Below are 22,220 nucleotides of genomic sequence, written 5' to 3' on the forward strand. Positions count from 1 at the left end.
TCGCGATGTCCTCGCACACCTGTTCGCGATGTCCCCGGTCCAAACACCCCCTTGAGGGGGAGATGTCCGGCAGGACAGAGGGGGGCGCTGTCCCACCATCATGAAAACATCTTACCGAACAGCAGCATACGTCCCACCTGCCACCATGATTCAATGCCGCGAGGGTGAAAACAATGACCCGTCACGTCACCTTCATGACCATCGACGACGCCGAGCACCTCACGCCGCAGCAGCGCGCCGAGATCATTGCCGCCTATCCGGCGCATGAGCGCGAGGCGCGGGCCAAGGGCATTCCGGTGCTCGGCTCCGGCCGCATCTTTCCGGTGGCCGAGGAGCTGATCGCCTGCGAGCCGTTCCGGCTGCCGCGCTATTGGCCGCGGCTCGGCGCACTCGATTTCGGTTGGGACCATCCCTCGGCCGCGGTCGAGCTTACCTGGGATACGGAAGCCGATGTCGTCTATGTCACGAAGGCCTGCCGTGCCTCGCAGCAGACTCCCGCCATGCAGGCGCTGACGCTGAAACCGTGGGGCGAATGGCTGCCCTGGGCCTGGCCGCGCGACGGCCGCCGCGAGACGCTGGAAGGTGCCGGCACCGCACTTGCCAGGCAATATTCGGCACATGGGCTGAACATGCTCGCCAGCCATGCGCAGTTCGCCGACGGGTCGGTCTCGGTCGAGGCCGGACTGATGGACATGCTGGACCGCATGCAGAGCGGCCGCTTCAAGGTGTTCTCGACGCTTCTGCCCTGGTTCGAGGAGTTCCGGCTCTATCACCGCAGGGACGGCCAGGTGGTGAAGCTGCGCGACGATCTGATGGCCGCGACCCGTTATGGCGTGATGATGCTGCGGGAGGCGGTGGTCGATCCGGCGGTATTCAAGGCGGCGCGGCGGAAGGCCGGGCAGGCCGATCCGCTGGGGTTGTTCAGGTGACCCTCCGCATCATTCCCGCCACGTTGCGCGACCTCTCCTACATCGCCGCCAATCTGCGCCCCGAGGATCGGGCCGAAATCGACTGCCAATTGGACAACTGGTCGCCGGCGCTGCTGGCGCTGACGGCGCTGCAGGGCTTTGCTTATGTCGTCGAGCTCGACGGCAATCCGGAGGCCGGGTTCGGCGCTGCCGAACAGCGGAGCGGACTTTGGATCGCCTGGAGCTGGGGCACGCGCCGGATGAGGCGCTGCGTGCCTGCTATTACGGAGTTCTTTCACGCGGTGCTCGGGCCGGAGGTTGCCGCGCGCGGCGCCTGGCGGGTCGAGGCCCGCGCCTTGGCCGCCAACGGTTTGGCGCTGCGCTGGCTTGCAAGGCTGGGCGCGACGCAACGCTGCCGCCTGCCGGGTTATGGCCGGAACGGCGAGGACTTTCTGCTCTACGACTGGACAAGAAGCTCTGATTTCGGAGAAAACCATGTGCCTTTTTCAAAAGCCGCCGGCGCTGAAGCCGTTGCCGCCGACACCGACCATTGCCGACAAGGACGTGCAGGCGCGCGAAGCCGCGTTACGGGCTCAGCTTGCGGCCAATGATGGCACTGCAGGAACCGTGAAGACCGATTTGTCGCCCGGCGATCTGACCGGCCAGCGCCGCGTGCTGCTGGGGGTTTGACATGGGCGCCATGAGACGAGTGTTCCGCAACCGGGTGCTGGCTTGGTGGTACTGGCGCCGGCACGCAAGGTTGGTGAAGAAGCGGTGAAGCTGCCGATCTCCCCACTCGTGGGGGAGATGCCCGGCAGGGCAGAGGGGGCGCTACCCCACCGGCCTTGGTGATCAATTTGCATTGCCGCCATCAGCTCATTCCGGTGGGGACGAAACTGAGCTTGGCGTTCCTTCGCGCCCCTCTCTGGCCTGCCGGCCATCTCCCCCACGAGGGGGGAGATCGCAGCTTCCGCGTTTTCCGTAACAGCCGAGCGCAATTCGTGTTCCTTCGGCACGGTTGACATTCCTTCCTCAGCAGCCATGCTGCAATGCAACATGGCTATCGAGGAGTCCGGCATGACAGAAGCCCGGTCATCGCGCATCGAGTGCCTGGACGGGCTTCGGGCGCTCGCCGCGATCTGGGTGCTCATCGGACACTGCCTGCTGTTGACCGGCTGGAATATTCCTATTCTCGGCGAGCCCGATCTCGGCGTCGACCTCTTCATCATGCTGTCGGGCTTCCTGATGGTGTTCCACTACCAGCTGCGCCAGGACAAGGAGCCCTGGCAAAGGCTGGAAACTTGGCTGAAGTTCTGGACCCGCCGCTATTTCCGGATTGCGCCGCTGTTTTACGTCATGCTGTTCGCCGCCCTGGCGCTTGGCCCCTATCTCTACCAGTCCAGGATGGTCATCGACGAGTTCCTGCTGCGGTCGCCGCAGGCGCCCGAACGTTATCTCGACAGCGGCTTGAAAAACATCGGCGCCCATCTCCTGTTCCTGTTTGGCCTGGTGCCGAATTTCGCCTATCGCACGCCGCTGCCCGACTGGAGCCTTGGCTTGGAGATGCAATTCTATGCAGTGTTCCCGGCGATTATGCTGTTGGTCCGCAGGCTTGACTGGGTATGGAGCGCCATTCTGGTCGCGGCGACCGGCAGCGCGATCGTGTTCTTGATGGGACAATTGTCGGTGCATTTTCCGATGCCGTCGTTCCTGCCGCTGAAGATGCAGATTTTCCTCTGCGGGATGCTGCTGGCGGGCATCGTCCATCAAAGGCAAAAGCGGCCTTTCGTGCATCTGACATTGGCTATGCTGCTGGCCGCGCTGCCGTTCGGCGGCGGCTATGGGCTGAGCAAGCTTTTGATGCGGGAAGCGCTCGTTGTGGGTTTCGTTGCGCTGGTTCTCTACCGGATGCTGCCGGGAATGGCGGGCACCGTCGCCAGAAAGATCGCCATGACGCTCGCCAACCGGTTCTTTCATCTGATGGGTGAGCTTTCCTTCAGTATCTATTTGATCCATCTGCTTGTTCTCCAGCCGGTCGCGGCTCTGGTCATCACCCAGTTCGGCCACGAATTGTCGGCGCCGCTGCGCTTCGCGATCGTCACTGTCGTCGTCTTGCCGGTGGTGTGCCTGCTGTCCTGGATCACCTATACGCTGATCGAAGTGCCCGGCCAGAAGATGGGACGCTTCGTGGTCCAGCGTTTTGGGCGCAAAGCCGCGCTGGAGACGACGCCGGCGGAATAAGGCGCTTCCAATCTCCCCGCTTGAGGGGGAGATGTCGCCGAAGGCGACAGAGGGGGTCGCCGATCCACGCGCGACGACCCCCTCTGTCCTGCCGGACATCTCCCCCACGAGGGGGGAGATCGGCGGCTTCGGCGTCCCGCCGTTTTCTTTTTTCAATCAATTCCATCAAGCGAGGCTGACCATGAGCGATTCCCGTGCTCGCGATATTCTGTCGCGACAGGCAGAACTGGAGAGCGAACGCAGCCAGTACGAGCATGTCTGGGAGGCGGTGTCCGAATTCTGCGATCCCGATGCGCCCGACATGTGGAGCGGCCGCCGGCAGGCCGGCGCGGACTCGCAGGCCGAGCGGCAGGAGCGGCGCGGTTCGCGTGTCTACGCCAATACCATCAACTCGGCCGCCAACCGGCTGGCCGCCGGACTGGAAAGCCTGATCATTCCACAATCCGAGAAATGGCACGGTCTGTCGACCGCGGCCATCAACGACGATGAGACCGACGAGGAGAAGGAATGGGCGGAAGCGCTGCGCGATTTCCTGTTCTCGCTGCGCTACTCCGCCAACTCGAACTTCGTGCCGGCAACGCAGGCCTGCCTGCGCAATGTCGTGCGCTACGGCCCGGCCTATCTCTACGCCGAGGAGGGTTTTGGCAGCACGCTGATCCGCTATGCCTCGATCCCGGTGGTCGAAGGCTATCTCTCGCGCAACCGTTGGGGCCAGGTCGATATCTTCCACCGCCGCTACGAGCGCACCGCAAGACAGGCGGCGCAATTGCTCGGCTACGACAGACTGCCGGCGCGGATCAAGGTTCTGGTCGACGACCCCGCCGAATGCGAGACAAAAATCTCGCTGATCCAGTGCATCCAGCCGCGCGACGAGCGCAAGATGTACAGCCTGAGCGGCTCCTACCAGTATCTCGACATGGCGTTCGCGTCCTATCATGTGATCGAGGACGAAGAGGCGATCGTCAGGGAGAGCGGTTTTCGCTCCTTCCCGGTATCGTGCTTCAACTGGCGCCGCTATGAGGGCGATCCCTACGGCATCTCGCCAACCATCGAGGCACTGACGACGGTGCGCGAAGAGAACGCCGTGCGGCGCTCCGGCCTGCGCGCACTTCAGCAGATCACCGATCCGGCGACCGCCTCGAAAGCCAGGCTCGATTATGTGCCGGTGCTCAATCCCGGCGAGAATTACCCGGGCCTGATCGACGATGCCGGCCGGCCGCTGATCGCGCCGATCGCCACCGGCCAGAACCCGACCTATGCCTTCAATTACGCCGACAGCCGGGCCGAGGAGATCCGCGACATGATGTTCGTCAATCTGTTCCAGACGCTGGTACAGAACCCGCAGATGACGGCGACCGAGGCCTTGATCCGGCAAGAGGAAAAGGGCGCGCTGCTCGGCCCCTCCGGCTCGATTATCCAGGCCGGCTTTGCCTCAAATCTCGACCGCGAGCTGGGTATTCTGGAAGACAAGGGACTTTACGAGGAAGACAGCCGCTTCCTGCCGCCGGCGAGCCTTGCTGGCAAGGCGTTGCGGCCGACCTTCACCGGCCCGCTCGACGTGCTGCGCCGCTCGGCCGAGGCACGCGACACCATCCAGGTTGTCACCACCGCCATGCAGATGGCGCAGTTCGACCCCGGCGTGATGGACAATATCGACGGCGACGAGGCGCTGAAGATCGTGCAGGGCGCCGGCCGCAGCCCACAGCGCATCTTCCGCCGCCAGGACGAAGTGGCGGGCATCCGCGATGCCAGAGCCAAGGCGCAGCAGGCGCAGGCCGGCATGGCGGCGGTCGCCACCGCCGGCAAGCTGGCCAGGGATGCCGTGCCGGCGGCCGTGCAGGCGCGCGACAGCGGCCTGCTCGATGGGCTCGGCGGGCGGATGCCGCAGGGCGGTGACGTGCAGCGTGGCGACGTACAGGGTGGCGGGGCATGAGCCAAAAACGCTTCGCCCATTCCAGCCAGGCCGGCGGCCCGGCCAAGGCGCGGGATGCGCTGGCCAGGGCCTATCTCAGGGTGTTCTCAGGCCAGGACGGCGAGATGGTGCTGGCCGACCTGACGGCTGCGACCGGCTATTACCGCCGCCCGTCCTACGGTGAATGGCTGGCCAAGACCAAGACGCCGATCGGCTTCGAGCTGCACAGCGCGCTCAGCAACGCGCGGGCCGAAGTGGTGCAGCACATTATGGGTTTCCTGACGCTGGACGAAGCGCAGCTGGTGGCGCTGGAGAAGGCGGCGAGGCTGGAGGGGTAGGGACTTTAGGAGCGCCGGCCTTGCCACAGTCATGGCCTGCTCCGACCGATCGTTCGCGGGAGTCCGCGAGCCCGGCCAACTCATAAGGGAATGACAATATTTTGCCGAGGGCATTTAGCCGACGGCGCAGACCGCCAGCATCTTCAGTGCCGGCGACACTCTCATTGGCGACCTCTCCAAAATTCATGACCCGACGAAGGCGGCGGCACGGGGCCGGCGCGCGGCAGCGCCGCGCCACGATCCCCGGCGCGCTCATGGCAGGACACAAATAGATGGCGACCATACCTCTCCAGCTTGCCCAGCGCCGGCTCGATGCCGGCAATGTGCTCTCCTATCCCGAAGGATCGCCGGTCGGCAGGGCGATGCAGGGTTTTGGCGACGAGCTCTCTGCCGTCGCCGAACGCTACCAGCAGCAGAAGCAGCAGGAGGAGGCGTTCGACGCCGACCTCGCGCGCCGTCGGTTCAACGGCCAGATCGGGCAGGCGGAAGACGAGGTGGCGGCAAACGCGCCGGCCGATGGTGCCGGCCTGCATGACGCGATGTATGGCCAGGTCGATCCGCGCACCGGCCGGATGATCAAGACCGGCCTTTTCGACACGCTGTTCGCCGATGCCCTGCCGAAAATGCCCGAAAGCCAGCGCGCCAATTTCGCCAGGCAGAAAGAGGCATTGCGCGAGGCCGGCTCACTACGGATGGCTGCGAGGCAGCTTCAGCGGCGCGACGAATATGAGCAGGCCGAGTGGACCAAGGTCGACAACATCTCAACCAGTGCCATCGCGCAAAGCAACCCCAAGGACACCGAGAACTTCGACGCGATCCGGCAGAACGGCTTTGACCTAATCGCCAAATTCCGCAACCCGCTTGCCCGACAAGCGGCGGAAGTCGCCTGGCGCAGCAATACGGCCAAGGCGCTGATCCAGGCGATGATCGCCCAGGACCCGAAACGTGCTGCAGAGATGCTGGGTGCCGCGCAGGCTGGAAACCGAACTAAGGACGACACCACCGAAGTCGTTGGCGGCTCCAGCGCCTTTGGTGCGCCCAATGCGGCGGCAGCGAAGGGTGACCGCGTCGGCATGCAGACCCCGGATAAAAGGTTGGCGCAGGCGTTCAGGGACGACCTTCCGCAACAGGAACAGGCAGCGCTGATCCGACAGGCGCAGGCGGCCAACATTGCTCAGCAGGTTGAGTTTCGCACCAACATTGGTCTCGCCGAGCAGAACGCGCCGGGCGCCATCGCACAGACTGGCGCCTATTCCGGCAAGATGCCTGGTCGGGACGCCTTCATCGCTGTCTATGGCGTCGAGGAGGGCGGCAAGCAGTACGGGGATTTTGCCAGAAAGATTGATGTTGGTCGTCAGGCCTTCGGCATGCGCACCATGCCGAACCAAGCAATCCATGCGGCGCTACGCGATGCCGAACCTGGTCCTGCAGGTTCCCAAGGGGAGCAGGCGCGGTATCACGTCACGGCCGCCGCCGCGCTTCAGACGCTGGACGCCAGACGGACGGACCCTGCCGCATACGTTCGCAAGGTCTTTCCGAGCGTCGACGCAGCCTGGAGCGAGATCACCACTCCCGACAGCGAGTCATGGAATCGTGAAGGAGGGCCGGACACCTACGACCGAGGAACTTATGTCCGAGCAATCGCCGCTTCAGTTGCAGCACAAAAGCAACTGGGCATCGAGAACTATCAACCTTTCCCATGGTCTGTTCTCAAGAACATCGCCACGACATTCAAAGACGGGAGCGTGCCACAGGCGGACAAGCACACCATCCTGTACAGCCTCGTTGGTGGGGCGTCCGATCCAGAGGTCCGAGCAGCCTTATCCCAACAGCTCGTCCAAGCCGGGCTTCCTCAATCGGTCGAAAGCCAACCGGCTAGGCCCGTTGTTGCACCTGTGATCGCCGGGAAGCAGAATCAACCGCCTGCTCCTTCAAACCGCAGGAAGCCTCAATCGAAACTGGAACTCGCCGCGGAGGACTTCGGCAACTACCTCACCGAAGGTTTTGAAGGCCTAGGCCGAGCCCCGCACGACATTGGGCTGTTTCTTCAGGATCTGCGCGACGATCCTTTGGACGCGCTCAGTCAACTGCCGGTCACTTCTGCCTCCGGATTAGCTGCAGAGGGCAGCCTGGCGTTCGAGTCACTCGGCCAAGCCGTTGCAAAAGGACTGGCCATTGTCCGCGCCGGGACGGGCAAGTTTGCCAAGCCGTTAGAGGAGCTTACGGCCGGTGGGTCGCGGGCCACATCAGAACTCGCCGTTGAGGGAGCGGCGGTTCGCCAGACGACCGAGGTTGAGTCTCGTGCAATAAATGCAGCAAAAGAGGCCGCTTACCTCTTGAGCACCGGCGTCAAGCCTGACAAGGCTGAGCTTCTTGCGATAATAAAGTCGATCGCGAGAGACCCCTCTAAGATTAGGCATCCGGGAGCATCGTTTGGCAAAGCTCTTTCAAAAAATTACCGCAAAACATTTCTTGATGCGAACCCGAATCTAAAGGGAGAGGTTGTCGTCCATCACGCTGCAGAGCAACAGATTATGGACCAGATATCCAAGCCTTGTTGCTGAAGATGAGATGCACTCTCTTCAAAATCTTCGCGGCATACCAAAAGGATTAGATAACCTTTTGCACAAGATCGTTTTCCGATTCGAATGGGATAAATTTTATGCGTCGCACCCCCAGCCAACGCGTCAGCAGGTGCTGGACTACGTGACTTATATCGACAAACAATACGGACATCTGTTCAATCCTCCAATAGGTGAGTGATGCAATATTTTTACATATGGCCGAACGTCGCTGGTGGACTTGGTGAAAACACCGTTCTTGACTCGAGTGTCCATCCGCCAATCGTGACCAAGCTTCACTACGTTATAGAGGGCTGGTTTGGCGATGTGATCGTTACGACGTTCCCGTGTTACCTCGTCACCGAAGACACCCAGCGCGCACTGCAAAAGATGGGTTTTTCAGGCGCGACGTTCGCCGACGCCGAAGTGACAACATCCGAAGAGTTTCATGAGGATCAACCTGGGCAGGAACTTCCACCCTTCGTCTGGCTTAAAGTGAATGGCAAGGCCGGCCGGGACGATTTCGGGATCGCAGCGGACTATCGCCTCGTCATCTCGAAACGCATTCTTGATTTGCTGGAATCATTGGGAATACCGTTTGCTGTCATCGAGCCTTACGATGGTAAGTAGCAATGAGGTTGGGCTTTCATTTTTTTGATCCTCATTAGGTGAATGGTGGACTATTTTTACATAAAGCCCAATGTCGCCGGCGGAATAGGCCGTGGCACCATCATGGACACAAGCGTTCACCCCCTGTTGTGAGCAAACTCACCTACCAGATGGAAGGATGGTTCGGCGATGTTATCATTGCTGGCGATCTGCGTGTGGTCATATAGAGCGTGTGCTGAATCTACTCGACCGCTTTGGTATTCCGTCAGCGACGATTGAGCCCTACGACGGTCGGTAGTGCTATTGTTGCCATAGTTCGCGCCGTAGTGGATGTGCATGAAATCAATCCAGTGAAGTTTGGCGGCAGTTCACCGACAACAGGGGTATGCCGTGGTGGAACCAGTTGCTGAGCGACCTGGGACGATAGCAATGGGACATATTTAACTGAGGGACATTCGACGCACCGGCTGAATCCGCAGTCGTCGACGGCCTGTCCGCACGGTTGGGAGTCGTGCTGCCAAGGATTACATGATTTCCTCAAAGAGCATAATGGAGGCGAAGGTTTCATCGGCAATAACTATACTATTTTTTTAAAGCCGAAGAACTGGCTGACTTCAACCGCGGATATGAGGTTGAAAAATATGCGCCAGGCATCTTCTTATTCGCATCTGACGGAGGAGGTGAAGGCTATGGCTTCGACACTGAAGATGCGGCCATGCCAATCGTACGCATCCCATTCATAGGTATGAATCGGCAATCCGCTGAGACGATAGCGCGTGACCTCGCCGATCTATTTGCTCGGTTGGTGGACTGAAAATGCCCGACCAAAATAGATATTTGCGCCCCAAGGGCATGGAGCTGTTTGAGATCGGCGATCCAGTCAGTTTGGAGAATAAGATCTGGTTGACCAGACAAGGGCATTTTGAGGCGGTGCGCTACTGGAATCGAGCTATCGGGATTCTGCTTAAGGCGGCGCCGGAGAAAGCGGCACCGGCGGATGGGTAGGGTGCGGGGAGCACTGACCTTGCGGAGGCCATGACGCTTTCGGCCGATCATTGTGCAAGTTTACGAACCCGGTGTAATGCAACTCGTCCCTAGATCTCAACATGATCGAGGGAGTATCTTCCAGAAAGCACTGCATCCGAATGGCCGAGGAGGATTTTCCCTATGGGGAAAAAAATGAAGTTGCTGGATATCGTTGGGCGGTTGTCGGAATTTGACGAGGAGGACCCGGTCTACGCAGCGGAGCCCACAATCTACGCGGCGGAGCCTTGGACAGAGGATTCAGACGCGATGGTTCTGCCTCAGCAGGATGGGGTGTTGGTACCACCCGAGGCAGCTAAAGAGGGCCTGGCATACTTTCTCGAAATCAACCTTGCGATCGAGATTACCGAGGCTTTGGTTGCATCGCAGAAAGAAAAGCCAAGCATTTCTGCCATCTGCGAACGGGTTATTTATTATGCCACCTATGATGCGTGAAAGGTTAAATGTTGACTAACCCACGTTATGACGGACAGCCGCTGCTTAGGCTGCTCGATGTTTATGTGCTCTGGGCGATCGGAGAACTTTCTCAAGAGTCGGAGGATGGCTTGAAAAGGATGGCCCCCAAACTGCAATCTATCTATGGCGGCGAGGGACAATGGCATGACGCAATTGCCCAGGCTATCCACATACCGCAGGGGATGCCGGCAGCAATCCGGGATATGTGGCAAGGAATCTCGAAATCGCTCGCGTCAATGGCGTAACCCTCCACCCCAGAAATTTGCCGAGATGTTCGTGGACGAAAATTTCGTGGATTGAATGTTCTGCATTGATTGGAATTGCTGTTATGGCTGGCGCCTACGGCGCCCCGCTGTCCTGCCGGACATCTCCCCCACAAGGGGGGAGATCGGCTGCCGCCGGCGCTTCGTTACGCTCAATAATTACCGTTATAATAACGGTCGTCGCAGGGCGCGGTGTAGATGCGGCCGTAGCGATCCTGATAGCGGCAGAGCTGTTCGCCGCGCGGTTGCGGGGTGGTGGCGTTGCCGACGACCGCACCGAGCAGGGCGCCGCTGGCTGCACCGATAACCGTGCTTTTGGTGTTGCCGCCTATGGCCTGGCCGGCGAGCGCACCGGCGCCGGCGCCGAGCAGCGCACCGGTGCTGGTTCTCTGCTGTGCTTCGGTCTGCGCGCAGCCTGCCAGCGCGGCGGTTACGAACATGGCGGCAATGGCTCTGGATACGGTCATCGTCTGATACTCCCTTGAAGTCTATGAACTAATACGCAGGCTGATTTTGCCAAGTAGGGTCGCATTTGCGGCGGAACATAGGCACCGTGCCTCACGAAATAAGACATGGTTGTTTTTGTCTGACGGCCGGAGACGACGGCTCGGCAAGACGATGCCCAAACGAGACTAATCTTTGACGGCCCATGTGCCCGGTCTGCTTTTTCTACGCAGCGGCTAACTCTTCCTCAAATCCCAAAAATGGAGAAACCAAATGACCCGAGGTCTTGCCCGGACGCTTTCGCGTGCCGCCGCCAGAGAAGCCGGCCTTGCCCCGCCCAGGGCCGGAATTTCCGCCAGGACGAGCGGACAGGGCGGCACCTACCGCACGGTCTTTTCATTCAATGCCATGCCGGTGCCGGTCACCGATGCGCAGGCCTTTGCCAGCCAGAAGCTGTTCGATTTCATCGATGGCAAGATCCGTATCAAGGGCGGTACGGCCCGGCTGCAGTTTGCGGTGCTGACTACCCGCGCGTCGACCATCAACGACAATGCCGCGCTGACCTGGTCGCTCGGCTCGGCGGCAGGGTCGAGCGCTGTGCTTGCCGGAACCATGGTCAATGTGCTGGGCGCGACCGGCCGCACGCTGGATGGCGCCGGTGCCGCGCCGTCGAGCGCGTCGATTGCCGATGTTGCCGCAGCCTTGACGCTCGACGGCACCGTGACGCCGGTCGACCTCTATCTCAATCTGGCGTTTGCCACGGGCACCGACATCGATGCCGACGGCACGATTGCCGTTACCGGCACGATCACGCTGCTCTGGGAGAACTGGGGCGACAATGCGTAGGCGCTAATCTCCCCCCTCGAGGGGGAGATGTCGCCGAAGGCGACAGAGGGGGTCGGTTCGACCGGGCGCGACCCCCGGCGACAGATGAGGTCGGCGCTCCACGCGCGGCTACCCCCTCTGGCCTGCCGGCCATCTCCCCCTCGAGGGGGGAGATACCAAGTTTCACCGCCAGTGCTCTCATCACCGGCCTTCAAACTCTCAGCAAAAGGAATCTTCTCATGACAGATCTGGCAGACGCCGGGTCCGTGGTGGCGGCGCCACCGGCGGGCAACCTTGCACGGCCACCGGCCAACGGGGACAACGGGTCCGCCCCGCCTAAGGCCGCAAGCTGGTTTGACGGTCTTTCCGAAGGCAACCGCAAGCTCGCTGAAACCAAGGGCTGGACCAAGCCTGAAAGCCTCGATCGGGTTTTCGCCTCCTATGCGGAGCTGGAGCGGCAGCAGGGTGAGAGCCTGCGCGTTCCGGCAGCCGATGCAGCCGCGGAAGACTGGAACAGGTTCCATGCCCGGCTGCCCGAGGCGATGCGTCCGCTGACCTCGCCCGACAAGGTCGAGTACCGGCGCCCCGACGGGCTCCCCGAAAACTTCGCCTATTCGGACGAGCTCGCCAATGCGTCCAAGGCCTGGGCGGTCGAGGCAGGTGCTACCCCGAAGGTTGCACAGGCCTATCACGACCGCTTCGTCGGCTACATGGCCGAGCAGGCCAAGGCACAGCAAATCGCCGTTGCCCGCTCGGTCGAGACTACGCACGACGACCTCGTGCGGGATTGGGGACCGACCGGGAGCGATGGCTTTCGCCAGAAGCTCGAGGTCGCCAACCGGGCGATGAAGAAGCTCGGCCTGGTCAATGCCTACAAGGCGAAGGGCATCCTTCTGCCGGACGGCGCCTTGACCGACCCGCAGATCGCCAAGGCGTTCCACGCTATCGGCGAGGCGATGTTCCGCGAAGACACGATCGACGGCAATGCTGCCTTGAGCGGAGGCAACCCCTTCAAGCGCAATGCCGCCGGCGAGCGCAACCTGACTGGCATCTCGGCCCTGGTCAAAAGCGACCCCGCCCGCGCCCGGCGGCTGGCACGCGAGGCCGGCGAAAACCCCGACCTGTGGATGCCCAACAACCCTCTTTGACCCCAAACCTGAAGGAAGACAAAAATGGCAGACGCCTACACCCGTATCGCGGACGCGATCGTTCCGTCCGTCTACGCGCAATACTCGTTCGAGGAGCACGTCCAGTCGCTGGAGATTTACCAGGCCGGGATCCTGTTTTCCGACCCGTCGATCGCCTCGAAGCTCAGCCTGGGCGGTCGTTCGGTCGACATGCCCGGCTGGAAGGACCTCGGCAACGATCCCTCCGAGCCGGTCAATGACGACCCGGCCGACTCGATCGAGATGAAGAAGATCGGCGCGCGCCGCGAAGTCGCGGCCCGCAATGTGCGTGCGCAGGCCTGGGGCATCCCGGACCTGACCTCGATCCTTGCCGGTGACGATCCGCAGAAGCTCATCGTGCGTCGCCAGACCGACTACTGGCAGCGCGCCAACAAGCTGACGCTGCTCGGCATCCTGAAAGGCGTGCTGGCCGACAACATCGCCAATGACGCCGGCGACCTGGTGCGCGTCACCGGCGCCTCCATCGTCGACACCGACATCATCGAGGCCGCCTATCTGATGGGCGACCGCGCCGACAAGTTCAAGACGATCTGGATGCATTCGAAACAGATGAAGGCGCTGAAACTCGCCGACCTCATCGACTATGTGCCGTCGTCCGAGCAGGGCGGGCCGCTGATCCCCTATTACATGGGGCTGAGGGCCGTCGTCGATGACGACATTCCGGTTGCCGGCGGCGTCTACACCGCGTTCATGTTCAAGGACAAGGCGATTCTGTGGAACGAGCTGCCGGTAAACACCGAAGGCGGGCCGCTCGAGTTCGACCGCAAGCCGCGGCAGGGCCATGGCGGCGGCGTCACTGAAATGGTCGGCCGCCGGCATTTCGTGCCGCATGTGCCGGGCACCCGCTTTCTCGACGCGTCCTCGGCCGGCGAATTCGCCACCGATGTCGAGTTGGCACTGGCGGCAAACTGGGACCGCACGGCCTCGAAGCGTCAAGCACATGACGTTCATCGCGCTGAAGACGACCGAGTCCTGATCGGCGAAGGGGCGGGCGTCCGACGTCTCGCCCCTTCGGGACGCCAGGTCGGCCACTGTGGCGAATCCCAAGTTCACCCGCCGCGCTGCGTCAGAGTGATGTGAATTTGGGGTTCGCTACAACATTCATGTTGCCCTCTGGTCAATCGACGGCACCAAACAGTTACAAGAAAGGGCGATGCTGCCTGTCTCGGCAAGGGAGGTAACTATGAACATGAAGTACAAGACAGTTCAGGAAGTGCTCCGAAAAGCGGGCATTGTCATGAGCAAGAAGGGGAACGTTCATCGCATAAACTTCTTCAGCGGTCTGGAAAACACCGCCTACTACACACCAAGTCTTCAGAATGCCCTGGACAAGGGCTTGGCCATGGCAGGAGGTGCCGGAAGGGTGAAATCAGGCGCCTTTGTCAAGTCAGCCGAAACAGGGCAGTGGATCGCGACCAGCGCACGCGTCGGCTGACACAATCAAGGCAAGACATCGCCGCGTTGCGCGGCGGTGTCGTGAAACTGCAATAGCCCAAGCATTGCCGTCTTCCTTGCTCGATGGGAAAAGACGACTGACGAAGCGTCTGCCACGCCATTTCCTGATGGGCGGTTGGTGGCGTGACGGCCTCATGCACGAGACGTGCAACATCTGCCCAAGCCACAAATCACAAGAAATCCCCAGCCGCCTCGAAGCGGCCTTTTTGCCGTGGAGGCACCATGTCCCGTTTTCCCCGACCAATCACACAGCCGGAGGCCTGAGCCATGGCCATCACCCCGCTCGACATCGCCAACATGGCGCTCGCCGTGCTCGACGAGGCGCCGATCGACAGCCTCGACCAGGACGCCAAGGCGGCGCGCCTGCTCAATCTGCATTTCGACCTGACCCGCGAGGCCGAATTGACCAAACATGCCTTTGTCTTCGCCATCCTGGCAGCCTCGGTCGCCGGCTTCGACACCGGCAGCGGTGCTGGCACGCTGAACTTTGCCTATGAGCTTCCCGCCGATTGCCTGCGGCCCTTGCCGCTGACGGGGAATGGCGAGCCGGACGGCGTTCCGCTCTCATGGCGGCAGGAGGCCGGGCTGATCTATTCCGATCAGGCCGGCCCGCGCATCATCCGCTATGTCGCCAACCTGACCGACCCGAACGACTGGGATGCGCTGTTCAGCGAAGTGATGGTGGCGGCGCTCGCCGTCAAGATCGCGCATCCCTTGACCCACAAGGCCGGCATGATCGACGTCGCCCGCAGCGCCTATGAGAGGGCGCTGGATGCCGCCTACTCGGCCAATGCCATCCAGCGCGGGGGCAGATTTTGCAGATCCTCCTGGGCTCTCCAGCGCGGCGACAACAGGTTCGTCGGCCGATGACCACGCTCTATCCGGTCCAGGACGCTTTCATCCGCGGTGAGATTTCTCCCCGCTTGCATGCTCGCGCCTCGCTCGAGCTTTACCGGGCGGCGCTGTCGAAATGCACCAATTTCGTCACGCTGCCGCATGGCGGCATCAGGAAGCGCGGCGGCACGTATTTTTGCGCTGAGGTGAAGGCTCCGTCAAAGGCGACACGGCTGATCCCGTTCATCTTCTCGGCCGACCAGGCCTATGCGCTCGAATTCGGCGATCTCTACATCCGCGTCTATGCCTATGGTGCGCGTGTCGGCACGGTCGAAGTCGTTTCGCCTTATCTCGAGGCCGATCTGTTCGACCTGCAATTCGTCCAGTCGGCAGACCAGATGTGGATCACCCACAAGGATCATCCGGTCAAAGTGCTGACGCGCACCGCGCACACGACCTGGACGCTCGCCGATTTCGTCTTTCTCGACGGCCCATACGACAAGATCAACACCACCGCCACGACGTTGACACCGGCCGCAACCGGCAACGCCATGCCGGTCATGGCCTCGAATACGCTGCCAAGCGGCACGGTCAGCAACAGCAACGGCTCATCCGACGTGTGGCAGGTGTTCGATGGCGACAAGCAGAAGGGAGAGAATATAGCGGGCTTTCCGAGCGGGTATCTGCGCTCCCAGTTCGGCGGCGGCGGGACCAAGACGGTCGACGCCTACTGGATTACCGCCACGAATGATCACTCAGACACTGCATCGCCGACCCAGTGGCAATTCCAGGCCTCGCACAACGGCACCGACTGGACGACGCTCGACAGCCGGGACGGAGAGACCGGCTGGTCCAAGTCGGAAACCCGCTTCTTCGACGGCTTCAACAACACGGTTGCCTACGAATATTATCAGCTGCTGTTTTCAGGTGGCGGCAGCGACGGAACCGCTATCGCCGAACTGGCCCTGCACGAATACGCGCCGTCGCAAACGCCGTTCGATCTTTCGGCATCCTCGATCGTCGGCATCAATGACGGCATCGGCTTCCAGACCAGCGATATCGGTCGCGCCATTCGTCTGCTTGGCGCGGATGGCTTCTGGCGCTGGGCCAAGGTCGTTGGCCGGCCCAGCACGACGGTAGTCACGGTCCAGTTATACGGGCACGCTCTGCCCGATCTCAGCCCGATCATCCGCTGGCGTCTCGGCACGTTCGTGCCCGGCAAGTACGTCCAGAGCGGTTCGCTTTACGAGGAGCGCCTGGCGTTCAGCCGAAAATTCTCGGTCTATGCCTCGCAAACCGGCGATTTCGATAACTTCGCCACCGGTGAGAAAGACACCGACGCGCTGGAATTCGTGCAGGCAGGTGGCGGCCAGGCCAATGACATTACGTGGGTGGCGGAATCGGACGGTGCGCTGATCATCGGAACGCTTGGCGGGGTGAGGGCGCTGTCGGGCTCCGGCATCGACGAGGCGCTGACGCCGTCCTCGTTCAAGAACCGCCGGTCCCGGACTTTCGGTTGTGCCCCGCTGCGTCCCGTCGATGCCGGGCAGTCGTTCCTCTATGTGACCCGCTCCCGCAAATCGATTGCCGAGCTGACGCAAAACGCCACCGGCCGCTTCACCTCGGATGATGTCGGGCAGATTTCCGAGCACATTCCGAAGAAAGGCGTCGTTGAACTCGCCTTCCAGACCGACCCCGACCCACTGCTGTGGTTCCCGCTCGGAAATGGCGAACTCGGCGGCTACACGCACCAGCCGTCGCAAGACGTTCGCGGCATGCATGTCCACAAGATCGCCGGAAGCTTCGCAGGATCGAACTGGGCCGTTGTCGAAAGCGCCGTGGTGACGCCCGGCCAGGACGGCAACGACGATCTCTGGCTGATCGTCAAGCGCACGATCGGCGGCGTGACCAGGCGCTATATCGAAATAAAGACCGCGCCGTTCGAGTATGGCAGGATCGGCGATGCATTCGAAGTCGACTGCGGCCTCACCTATGATGGCGTCGCTGTGGGCACGGTCTCAGGGCTTGATCATCTCAACGGCGAAACAGTCGACGTCCTGGCCGATGGCAAGGTCTACATGGGCCTTGCTGTGGCCGCTGGCGCGGTTTCGCTGCCCGGTGGAGCTACGGCAGCCAAATGGCAGGTCGGGCTCGGCTACCAGTCCGAAGCCAACACGCTGGAGCTCGATGTCGGCGGCCGCGACGGATCGATCGTCGGCCGGCGCAAGAAGGTGGCCAAGCTCATTCTTTCGCTGCTGGAGACCGACACAACCGGGCTTCAGGTCCAGTCGTTCATCCGCGGCCGCTGGGAGCAGGTTCGCATCCCGTCCGTGATTGCTCCCGATGGCATGGCGAAATTGTTCACCGGCAATGTCGAGGTGCCGATCGACGACAGCTGGGAAGGGCAGGGGCGGGTGAAGATCCGCCACCTCAATCCAACGCCCTGCACGATCAGGGCCATGACGCCGGTGTTCGACGCCGAGCCTTAGTTAATCTCCCCCCTCGAGGGGGAGATGTCGCCGAAGACGACAGAGGGGGTCGGCACGTCCTGACGCGGCCTCCCATCGCGAATTGAAGGGGTTGGCGCTCCACGCGAGACGACCCCCTCTGGCCTACCGGCCATCTCCCCCTCGAGGGGGGAGATCACTTCTCTGTCCTCCATCGCTTCCCCAACCAAGGAACCTACCGTGACTCAAATCCCCCATGCCGAGCAACTCGGCAAGGCGCGGACGGCTGCCGATTTCGCTGCCATCCGCGCCTTGCTCGACACCGACCTCAACAATGCGATCGCCCGCAAGCAGGAGCTGCAACAGGCCGAGGATCGCGCGATTTTCGGCGAGGGCGACCTGGCAGCAGCCCGTGCCGCATTAGACGACTGCAACGATGCAATTGCGCTCGTCGAGAGGACCATCGCGGCAGCGGACAAGCGCCGCATCGCCGCCGCCCGAAGCGAAGCCCGCGTCGACATTGAAGCGCTTGGCGCCGAGATCCGAACAAAGGCGGCTTCCCTCGGTGAGCGCTGGAAGAGCGTTCACGAGCTGATCGAGCAGCTGCGGCAGGAGCTGTTCGCGGCCGATGCCTTGAGCCGCGCCATCATCGCCGCCAACGGCCTTTTCGATGCCGACGGCGCCGTCGGGCTGAAGGTCAACCTGACTACCATCCGGCGCATTGCCATGGCCGGTCCGCGCGCCGCCCCGCCATCGCGTCTCAGCCGCCCGGCAATCCAGGCCGACCGGCTGCTTTTGTCCTTCCTCAGCCCCGGCGGCGTGCTCGACCGGCGCCCTTCGATCGGTGCGCCGGTCGACGGCATCAAAAGCAAATTCATTCCCGCCGGCGAACGAGGCTGACCATGTGCACACTAGCTCTTATCGGTACGGCGCTTTCGGTCGGCGGCGCGCTGGCGGAAGGCCAGCAGTCCAGGCAGATGGCCGACTACCAGGCCAAGGCCTATGAACAGCAGGCGCGGGCCGACGCCCAAAGCTCGGCCTTCGAGCAGGGCCAGGAGCGCCATAAGCAGGATCTGCTGCAGGCCCAGGCGCGTGCCCAGGCCGGCGCTTCGGGCGTCGCCATTTCTGGTTCGCCGACCGAGGTGCTGGCCGCCAATGCCAGGCAGGGCCAGCTCGACCTCAAGGCGATCCGGTACGGCTCGCAGCTGCGCCAGAACGGTCTCGCCACGCAAGCGGCGATCGCGCGCTTTTCCGGCAGGCAGGCGGTGGGCGCCTCGATCTTCAAGGCCGGCGGCAGTCTCGTGTCCGGCATCTCCGGCCTCTACGACCCGGCCAAGACGGTGACGTTCGGCAGAAGCGCCTTCCCGCCGGCGCCGGGCGGAGGCCTCTACTGATGGCCACCATCCCGCTCCAGCTTGCCCAGCGCCGCCTCGACACCGGCACTGTGGCCTCCTATCCCAACGGCTCGCCGGTGGGCGCCGCCATGCAAGGCTTTGGCGACGAGTTGTCGGCGATTGCCGAACGCTTCCGGCAGCAGAAGCAGCAGCAGGATGCGTTCGACGCCGGCATTATCGGCCGCGAGCTGAACGCACGCATAGCGCACGCCGAGGCCGTGGCGGTGCAGACCGCGCCGGCCGACGGCGGCGGCCTGCACGACTTCATGTATGGCCAGCTCGATCCGCGCAGCGACGGCGTCGTCAAGCCCGGCCTGTTCGACCAGATCTTCGACGACACCGTGGCGAAAGTGCCGGAGGGCGAACGCGCCAACTTCCTCGCGCAAAAGCAGGCGTTGCGGCTGGCCGGCTCGGCGCGCATGGCCGCGCAGCAGCACGCGCGGCGCCAGACCTATGAGCAGGCCGAGTGGAGCAAGGTCGAGCAAATCTATACCAGCTCGATCGCGCAAAGCGACCCGAACGACACAGAAACATTCGAGGCGATCAGGCAGAGCGGGCTCGACCTGATCGGCAAGATGGGCAATCCGGTGGCCCGGCAGGCCGCCGAGGCCGCCTGGCGCAGCAACACGGCCAAGGCGCTCGTCCAGGCGATGATCGCCCAAGACCCGAAGCGCGCTGCGGGGATGCTGGGGACTGGGCCGGTCTCAACGGACGGCAGGACTAAGGACGATATCATCGAGGCTGTGGGCGGACCTCGGGCGAGTGGGTCCAGCGTGCTGGCGACGCGCGAAGCGCCCGTAGGTGGCCTTCCATCCGACGAACCACCTATCCGCATGGGTTCCATGGAGCCTGTCGGAAATAGAGCCTGGGCTGCCGCAGGACCCTGGATTGCCGACCTGTCGCCGGACGCGATTCAGGATCTCGGCCAGAAGGCGCAGGTAGCGACTGCCGCAAGCCTGGTCGATGCGCGTACCAACATCGACCTTGCTTACCAGAATGCGCCGGCTGCCATTGCCAATACCGGCAGCTATTCTGGCAAGACCCCGGGTGCCGAAGACTTCACTGCCGTATACGGCGCCGAAGATGGCGGCAAGCGTCTCCGAGCCTTCAACATAACGGCTGATATCGGTCGCGCGGTTTTCGACATGCGACCCGTCCCGAACCAGGCGATACACGCCCAGATTCGGGATTTTGAGCCCGGCCGCTACGGCGCGCCGGAAGAGCGCAAGCAATATGAGATAAGGGCCGGCGCCGCGCAATTGGTGCTTGGTGCCAGGCGCGCCGATCCCGCCGGTTACGTCGGCCAACTGTTCCCGAACCGTGCTCCGGACTGGGACAAGATCACAGCTCCTGAGGATTATAAGGCCGCCGTCACCTGGGCCGTCGCTGCTCAGCAGGAGTTGGGCTTCGACCGAATACTGCCAATGCCTTGGGCTGTAGCTGGCCAGCAGGCGGCGAAATACATCGACCAAGGCGTCCCGTTCGAAAACCGCTTTGCCGAGTTGAGTTCGATCGTCCTGGCGGTTCGCGATCCGGATGCCCGCAAGGCGACAACCCAACAGATTTCTGTGGCGGCGGAAGCCCAGTGGCGAGCCAAGGCCGCCCAATATCCGAACCTCGCGCCAGAGTCGTTGGAAGCCCAGGTTGCAGTGCTCAAGAACGGGCTGGCGTGGATCGGGGAACATCCGGCCCGAGCCCAGTACAGCACCATGCCGCTGCTGCAGCAATTCGGCTTGGCATTGTCGGATGTCGGCCGCCTCACGGCTAAGGGCGTGGCTGCCGACGGTGCGGACGCGATCTCCGCCGGGCTGGACTCCGTTTGGTCGAGCGGAAACTACGAGAACCTTCTTGAAGATGAGCAGGCCGAGACAGAGGACGCCGAGGACCGGGCCGCCTCGGCCGGTTGGGTGGCAGAGGCCCTCGGCGCAGGCTTAAGCGGATATGCCCTGGCGACGGGTTTGTTCGGTTTGCTGGGTCGGGCAAGCGCTGGCGCGGCGGCGGAGAACGGCGTGATCGGTCTTGGTGCCCGAACCGGCGTAGCGGGTGTGGCGGGTGGCACTTATGGCGGGGCATACGCCTTCAACACAGGACAGAGCGTTCCCTGGGGAATTGCCAACGGCGCGCTTTGGGGGGCGGGCGGCAATGTCCTTGCCGAGGGACTCAGTGCAGTTGGCAGCCAGGTGGTGGCAAGGCTGGCGGAGCGTCCTGCGAATGCTGGTTCTGCTGTAACTCCAGAAGCCTCGGGTCCTCGGATATCCGAGGCAATGCCAGACCCGCTTGCTACAGATGTGGGAGCAACCGGTGGCGGCACCAGCGAAATCTCTGTTGGTCAAGACCTGCATCTATATTACATGCCTGAATGGGACGTTGCGCAACGGGCTGCCGCGGATCTCAAAGTGCAGCTGTTAACTGCTGCTGAAACCGTCGTGAGCCGCGCGGTTCGGGTCATCAAGGGAGCTCGTATGAAGTTTATTGCCGCCGGTAATAAAGTCCCCGCTAGCAGCCATGTTGATCATACAATTGATTTGCAACTAGGAGGTTCTGACCAGCTATCCAATATGGCCACATTGGATGCGAGTGTTAACACCAGCCTTGGTTCTCAGATACAGCAGCGGATCAAGCATTTGCCTTATGGAACCAAAATTAACAAAGTAACGATTGGAGATCGCAATGTTCGAGACATTTCGCCAAAACTTCCCGGTGGATAGTAGGGTGCCCGCGGACACCGGCAATATCTCCCTGGATACGAAAGTACCTGGATTAAGCGAGCTGCTGGCCAGTTTCGGCGGTGCTTCGTTCAAGCACGGTTTGTACAGGATTATCCGGGCGCAGGACGTGGCACGTTGGAACGCACGTGTCTGCCTGGGTTTTCCGGAATTCACCGGCCGAATCACCTGCTTTGGTTATGATTGGCTGGGGACGGCGCTTGCAGTCGATAGCCAAAGGCTGGAACAAGGGGAACCTGGTGTCGTGATGTTCGAGCCGGGCATGGGCGAGGCTCTTCAGGTGCCTGCCAACATCCGGACCTTCCACGAAGTCGATGTCATCGAGGACGAAGATGCAGCATTGGCCGCCAATCTCTACTCAGATTGGCGTGAGGCCGGCGGCGCCGAGCCAGCCTTTAACCAGTGCGTCGGCTATAAGATACCGCTGTTTCTCAACGGGAAGGACGAAATCAAAAACCAGGAGCTGTCGGACCTGGAAGTCTATTGGCACATAATGGGCCAACTTATTGCGAAGGTGAAAGACCTGCCACCGGGAACACCTGTCAATATCCGAGACCTTCTCTAAAACAGGGTTTC

21 protein-coding genes are annotated in these 22,220 nt (G+C 62.1%); 20 read left to right on the top strand and 1 reads right to left on the bottom strand.

Features of this window, described 5'->3' with window-relative positions:
* Positions 1-173 precede the first annotated feature (173 nt).
* The 10 genes from NKH42_RS20755 to NKH42_RS20800 all read left to right on the top strand — a co-directional run bounded on the left by NKH42_RS20755 (position 174) and on the right by NKH42_RS20800 (position 10,314).
* Positions 174-929, top strand: coding sequence for a phage terminase large subunit family protein (locus NKH42_RS20755; RefSeq protein ID WP_352752344.1), 756 nt, complete (start codon positions 174-176; stop codon positions 927-929).
* Positions 926-1,519 carry a hypothetical protein gene (locus NKH42_RS20760; protein ID WP_352752343.1) on the top strand — a complete coding sequence of 198 codons (594 nt, stop codon included), beginning with the start codon at positions 926-928 and terminating at the stop codon, positions 1,517-1,519. The genes NKH42_RS20755 and NKH42_RS20760 overlap by 4 nt, the downstream gene beginning before the upstream one ends.
* 466 nt (positions 1,520-1,985) lie before the next feature.
* Positions 1,986-3,149: an acyltransferase family protein gene (locus NKH42_RS20765; protein ID WP_352754540.1), complete on the top strand. Its 1,164-nt coding sequence runs from the start codon at positions 1,986-1,988 to the stop codon at positions 3,147-3,149.
* 181 nt (positions 3,150-3,330) lie between these two features.
* The gene (locus NKH42_RS20770; RefSeq protein ID WP_352974390.1) at positions 3,331-5,082 is read left to right on the top strand and encodes a portal protein; all 1,752 of its coding nucleotides are present in this window, start codon (positions 3,331-3,333) and stop codon (positions 5,080-5,082) included.
* Positions 5,079-5,399, top strand: a complete 321-nt coding sequence (locus NKH42_RS20775; protein WP_352691827.1) for a Bbp19 family protein — start codon at positions 5,079-5,081, stop codon at positions 5,397-5,399. The genes NKH42_RS20770 and NKH42_RS20775 overlap by 4 nt, the downstream gene beginning before the upstream one ends.
* 272 nt (positions 5,400-5,671) lie before the next feature.
* Positions 5,672-7,963, top strand: coding sequence for a hypothetical protein (locus NKH42_RS20780; RefSeq protein ID WP_352691825.1), 2,292 nt, complete (start codon positions 5,672-5,674; stop codon positions 7,961-7,963).
* 198 nt (positions 7,964-8,161) lie between these two features.
* Positions 8,162-8,590, top strand: coding sequence for a hypothetical protein (locus NKH42_RS20785; RefSeq protein ID WP_352475513.1), 429 nt, complete (start codon positions 8,162-8,164; stop codon positions 8,588-8,590).
* Positions 8,591-9,385: 795 nt separating this feature from the next.
* Positions 9,386-9,574: a hypothetical protein gene (locus NKH42_RS20790; RefSeq protein ID WP_352475512.1), complete on the top strand. Its 189-nt coding sequence runs from the start codon at positions 9,386-9,388 to the stop codon at positions 9,572-9,574.
* Between the two features lie 174 nt (positions 9,575-9,748).
* Positions 9,749-10,048: a DUF7716 domain-containing protein gene (locus NKH42_RS20795; protein ID WP_164759187.1), complete on the top strand. Its 300-nt coding sequence runs from the start codon at positions 9,749-9,751 to the stop codon at positions 10,046-10,048.
* Between the two features lie 8 nt (positions 10,049-10,056).
* Positions 10,057-10,314 (top strand): hypothetical protein, encoded by a 258-nt coding sequence (locus NKH42_RS20800; protein WP_352691822.1) that lies wholly within the window; start codon positions 10,057-10,059, stop codon positions 10,312-10,314.
* 170 nt (positions 10,315-10,484) lie between these two features.
* On the opposite strand, the gene NKH42_RS20805 is transcribed toward NKH42_RS20800, so the two are convergent.
* Entirely contained in the window at positions 10,485-10,799 is a 315-nt protein-coding gene (locus NKH42_RS20805) for a YMGG-like glycine zipper-containing protein (protein WP_352687421.1), read from the bottom strand.
* Positions 10,800-11,049: 250 nt separating this feature from the next.
* Here NKH42_RS20805 and NKH42_RS20810 point away from each other — a divergent pair, with 250 nt between their 5' ends.
* The 10 genes from NKH42_RS20810 (at position 11,050) to NKH42_RS20855 (ending at position 22,209) form a co-directional block, all read left to right on the top strand.
* A complete protein-coding gene (locus NKH42_RS20810) occupies positions 11,050-11,622 on the top strand; it encodes a hypothetical protein (protein ID WP_352752336.1) in 573 nt (190 codons plus the stop codon).
* 218 nt (positions 11,623-11,840) lie between these two features.
* Entirely contained in the window at positions 11,841-12,749 is a 909-nt protein-coding gene (locus NKH42_RS20815) for a hypothetical protein (protein ID WP_352687425.1), read from the top strand.
* Positions 12,750-12,773: 24 nt separating this feature from the next.
* Entirely contained in the window at positions 12,774-13,868 is a 1,095-nt protein-coding gene (locus tag NKH42_RS20820) for a Coat protein (RefSeq protein ID WP_352974393.1), read from the top strand.
* A gap of 103 nt (positions 13,869-13,971) precedes the next feature.
* Positions 13,972-14,223: a hypothetical protein gene (locus NKH42_RS20825; RefSeq protein WP_352687429.1), complete on the top strand. Its 252-nt coding sequence runs from the start codon at positions 13,972-13,974 to the stop codon at positions 14,221-14,223.
* Between the two features lie 287 nt (positions 14,224-14,510).
* On the top strand, positions 14,511-15,113 hold the full coding sequence (locus NKH42_RS20830) for a phage connector family protein (RefSeq protein ID WP_352687431.1): 603 nt from the start codon (positions 14,511-14,513) through the stop codon (positions 15,111-15,113).
* Positions 15,110-17,566, top strand: coding sequence for a phage tail protein (locus NKH42_RS20835; RefSeq protein ID WP_352974395.1), 2,457 nt, complete (start codon positions 15,110-15,112; stop codon positions 17,564-17,566). The genes NKH42_RS20830 and NKH42_RS20835 overlap by 4 nt, the downstream gene beginning before the upstream one ends.
* Before the next feature lie 198 nt (positions 17,567-17,764).
* Entirely contained in the window at positions 17,765-18,424 is a 660-nt protein-coding gene (locus NKH42_RS20840; protein WP_352752332.1) for a hypothetical protein, read from the top strand.
* A 2-nt stretch (positions 18,425-18,426) separates the two neighbouring features.
* Positions 18,427-18,918 carry a hypothetical protein gene (locus tag NKH42_RS20845; RefSeq protein ID WP_352752330.1) on the top strand — a complete coding sequence of 164 codons (492 nt, stop codon included), beginning with the start codon at positions 18,427-18,429 and terminating at the stop codon, positions 18,916-18,918.
* The gene (locus NKH42_RS20850) at positions 18,918-21,626 is read left to right on the top strand and encodes a hypothetical protein (protein WP_352752328.1); all 2,709 of its coding nucleotides are present in this window, start codon (positions 18,918-18,920) and stop codon (positions 21,624-21,626) included. Before NKH42_RS20845 ends, NKH42_RS20850 begins: the two co-directional genes overlap by 1 nt.
* A complete protein-coding gene (locus NKH42_RS20855; protein ID WP_352752327.1) occupies positions 21,589-22,209 on the top strand; it encodes a DUF1851 domain-containing protein in 621 nt (206 codons plus the stop codon). The genes NKH42_RS20850 and NKH42_RS20855 overlap by 38 nt, the downstream gene beginning before the upstream one ends.
* The last annotated feature ends 11 nt before the right edge of the window (positions 22,210-22,220 follow it).

Origin of the sequence: Mesorhizobium sp. M1142, assembly GCF_040318565.1 — a bacterium.
Taxonomy (GTDB): domain Bacteria; phylum Pseudomonadota; class Alphaproteobacteria; order Rhizobiales; family Rhizobiaceae; genus Mesorhizobium.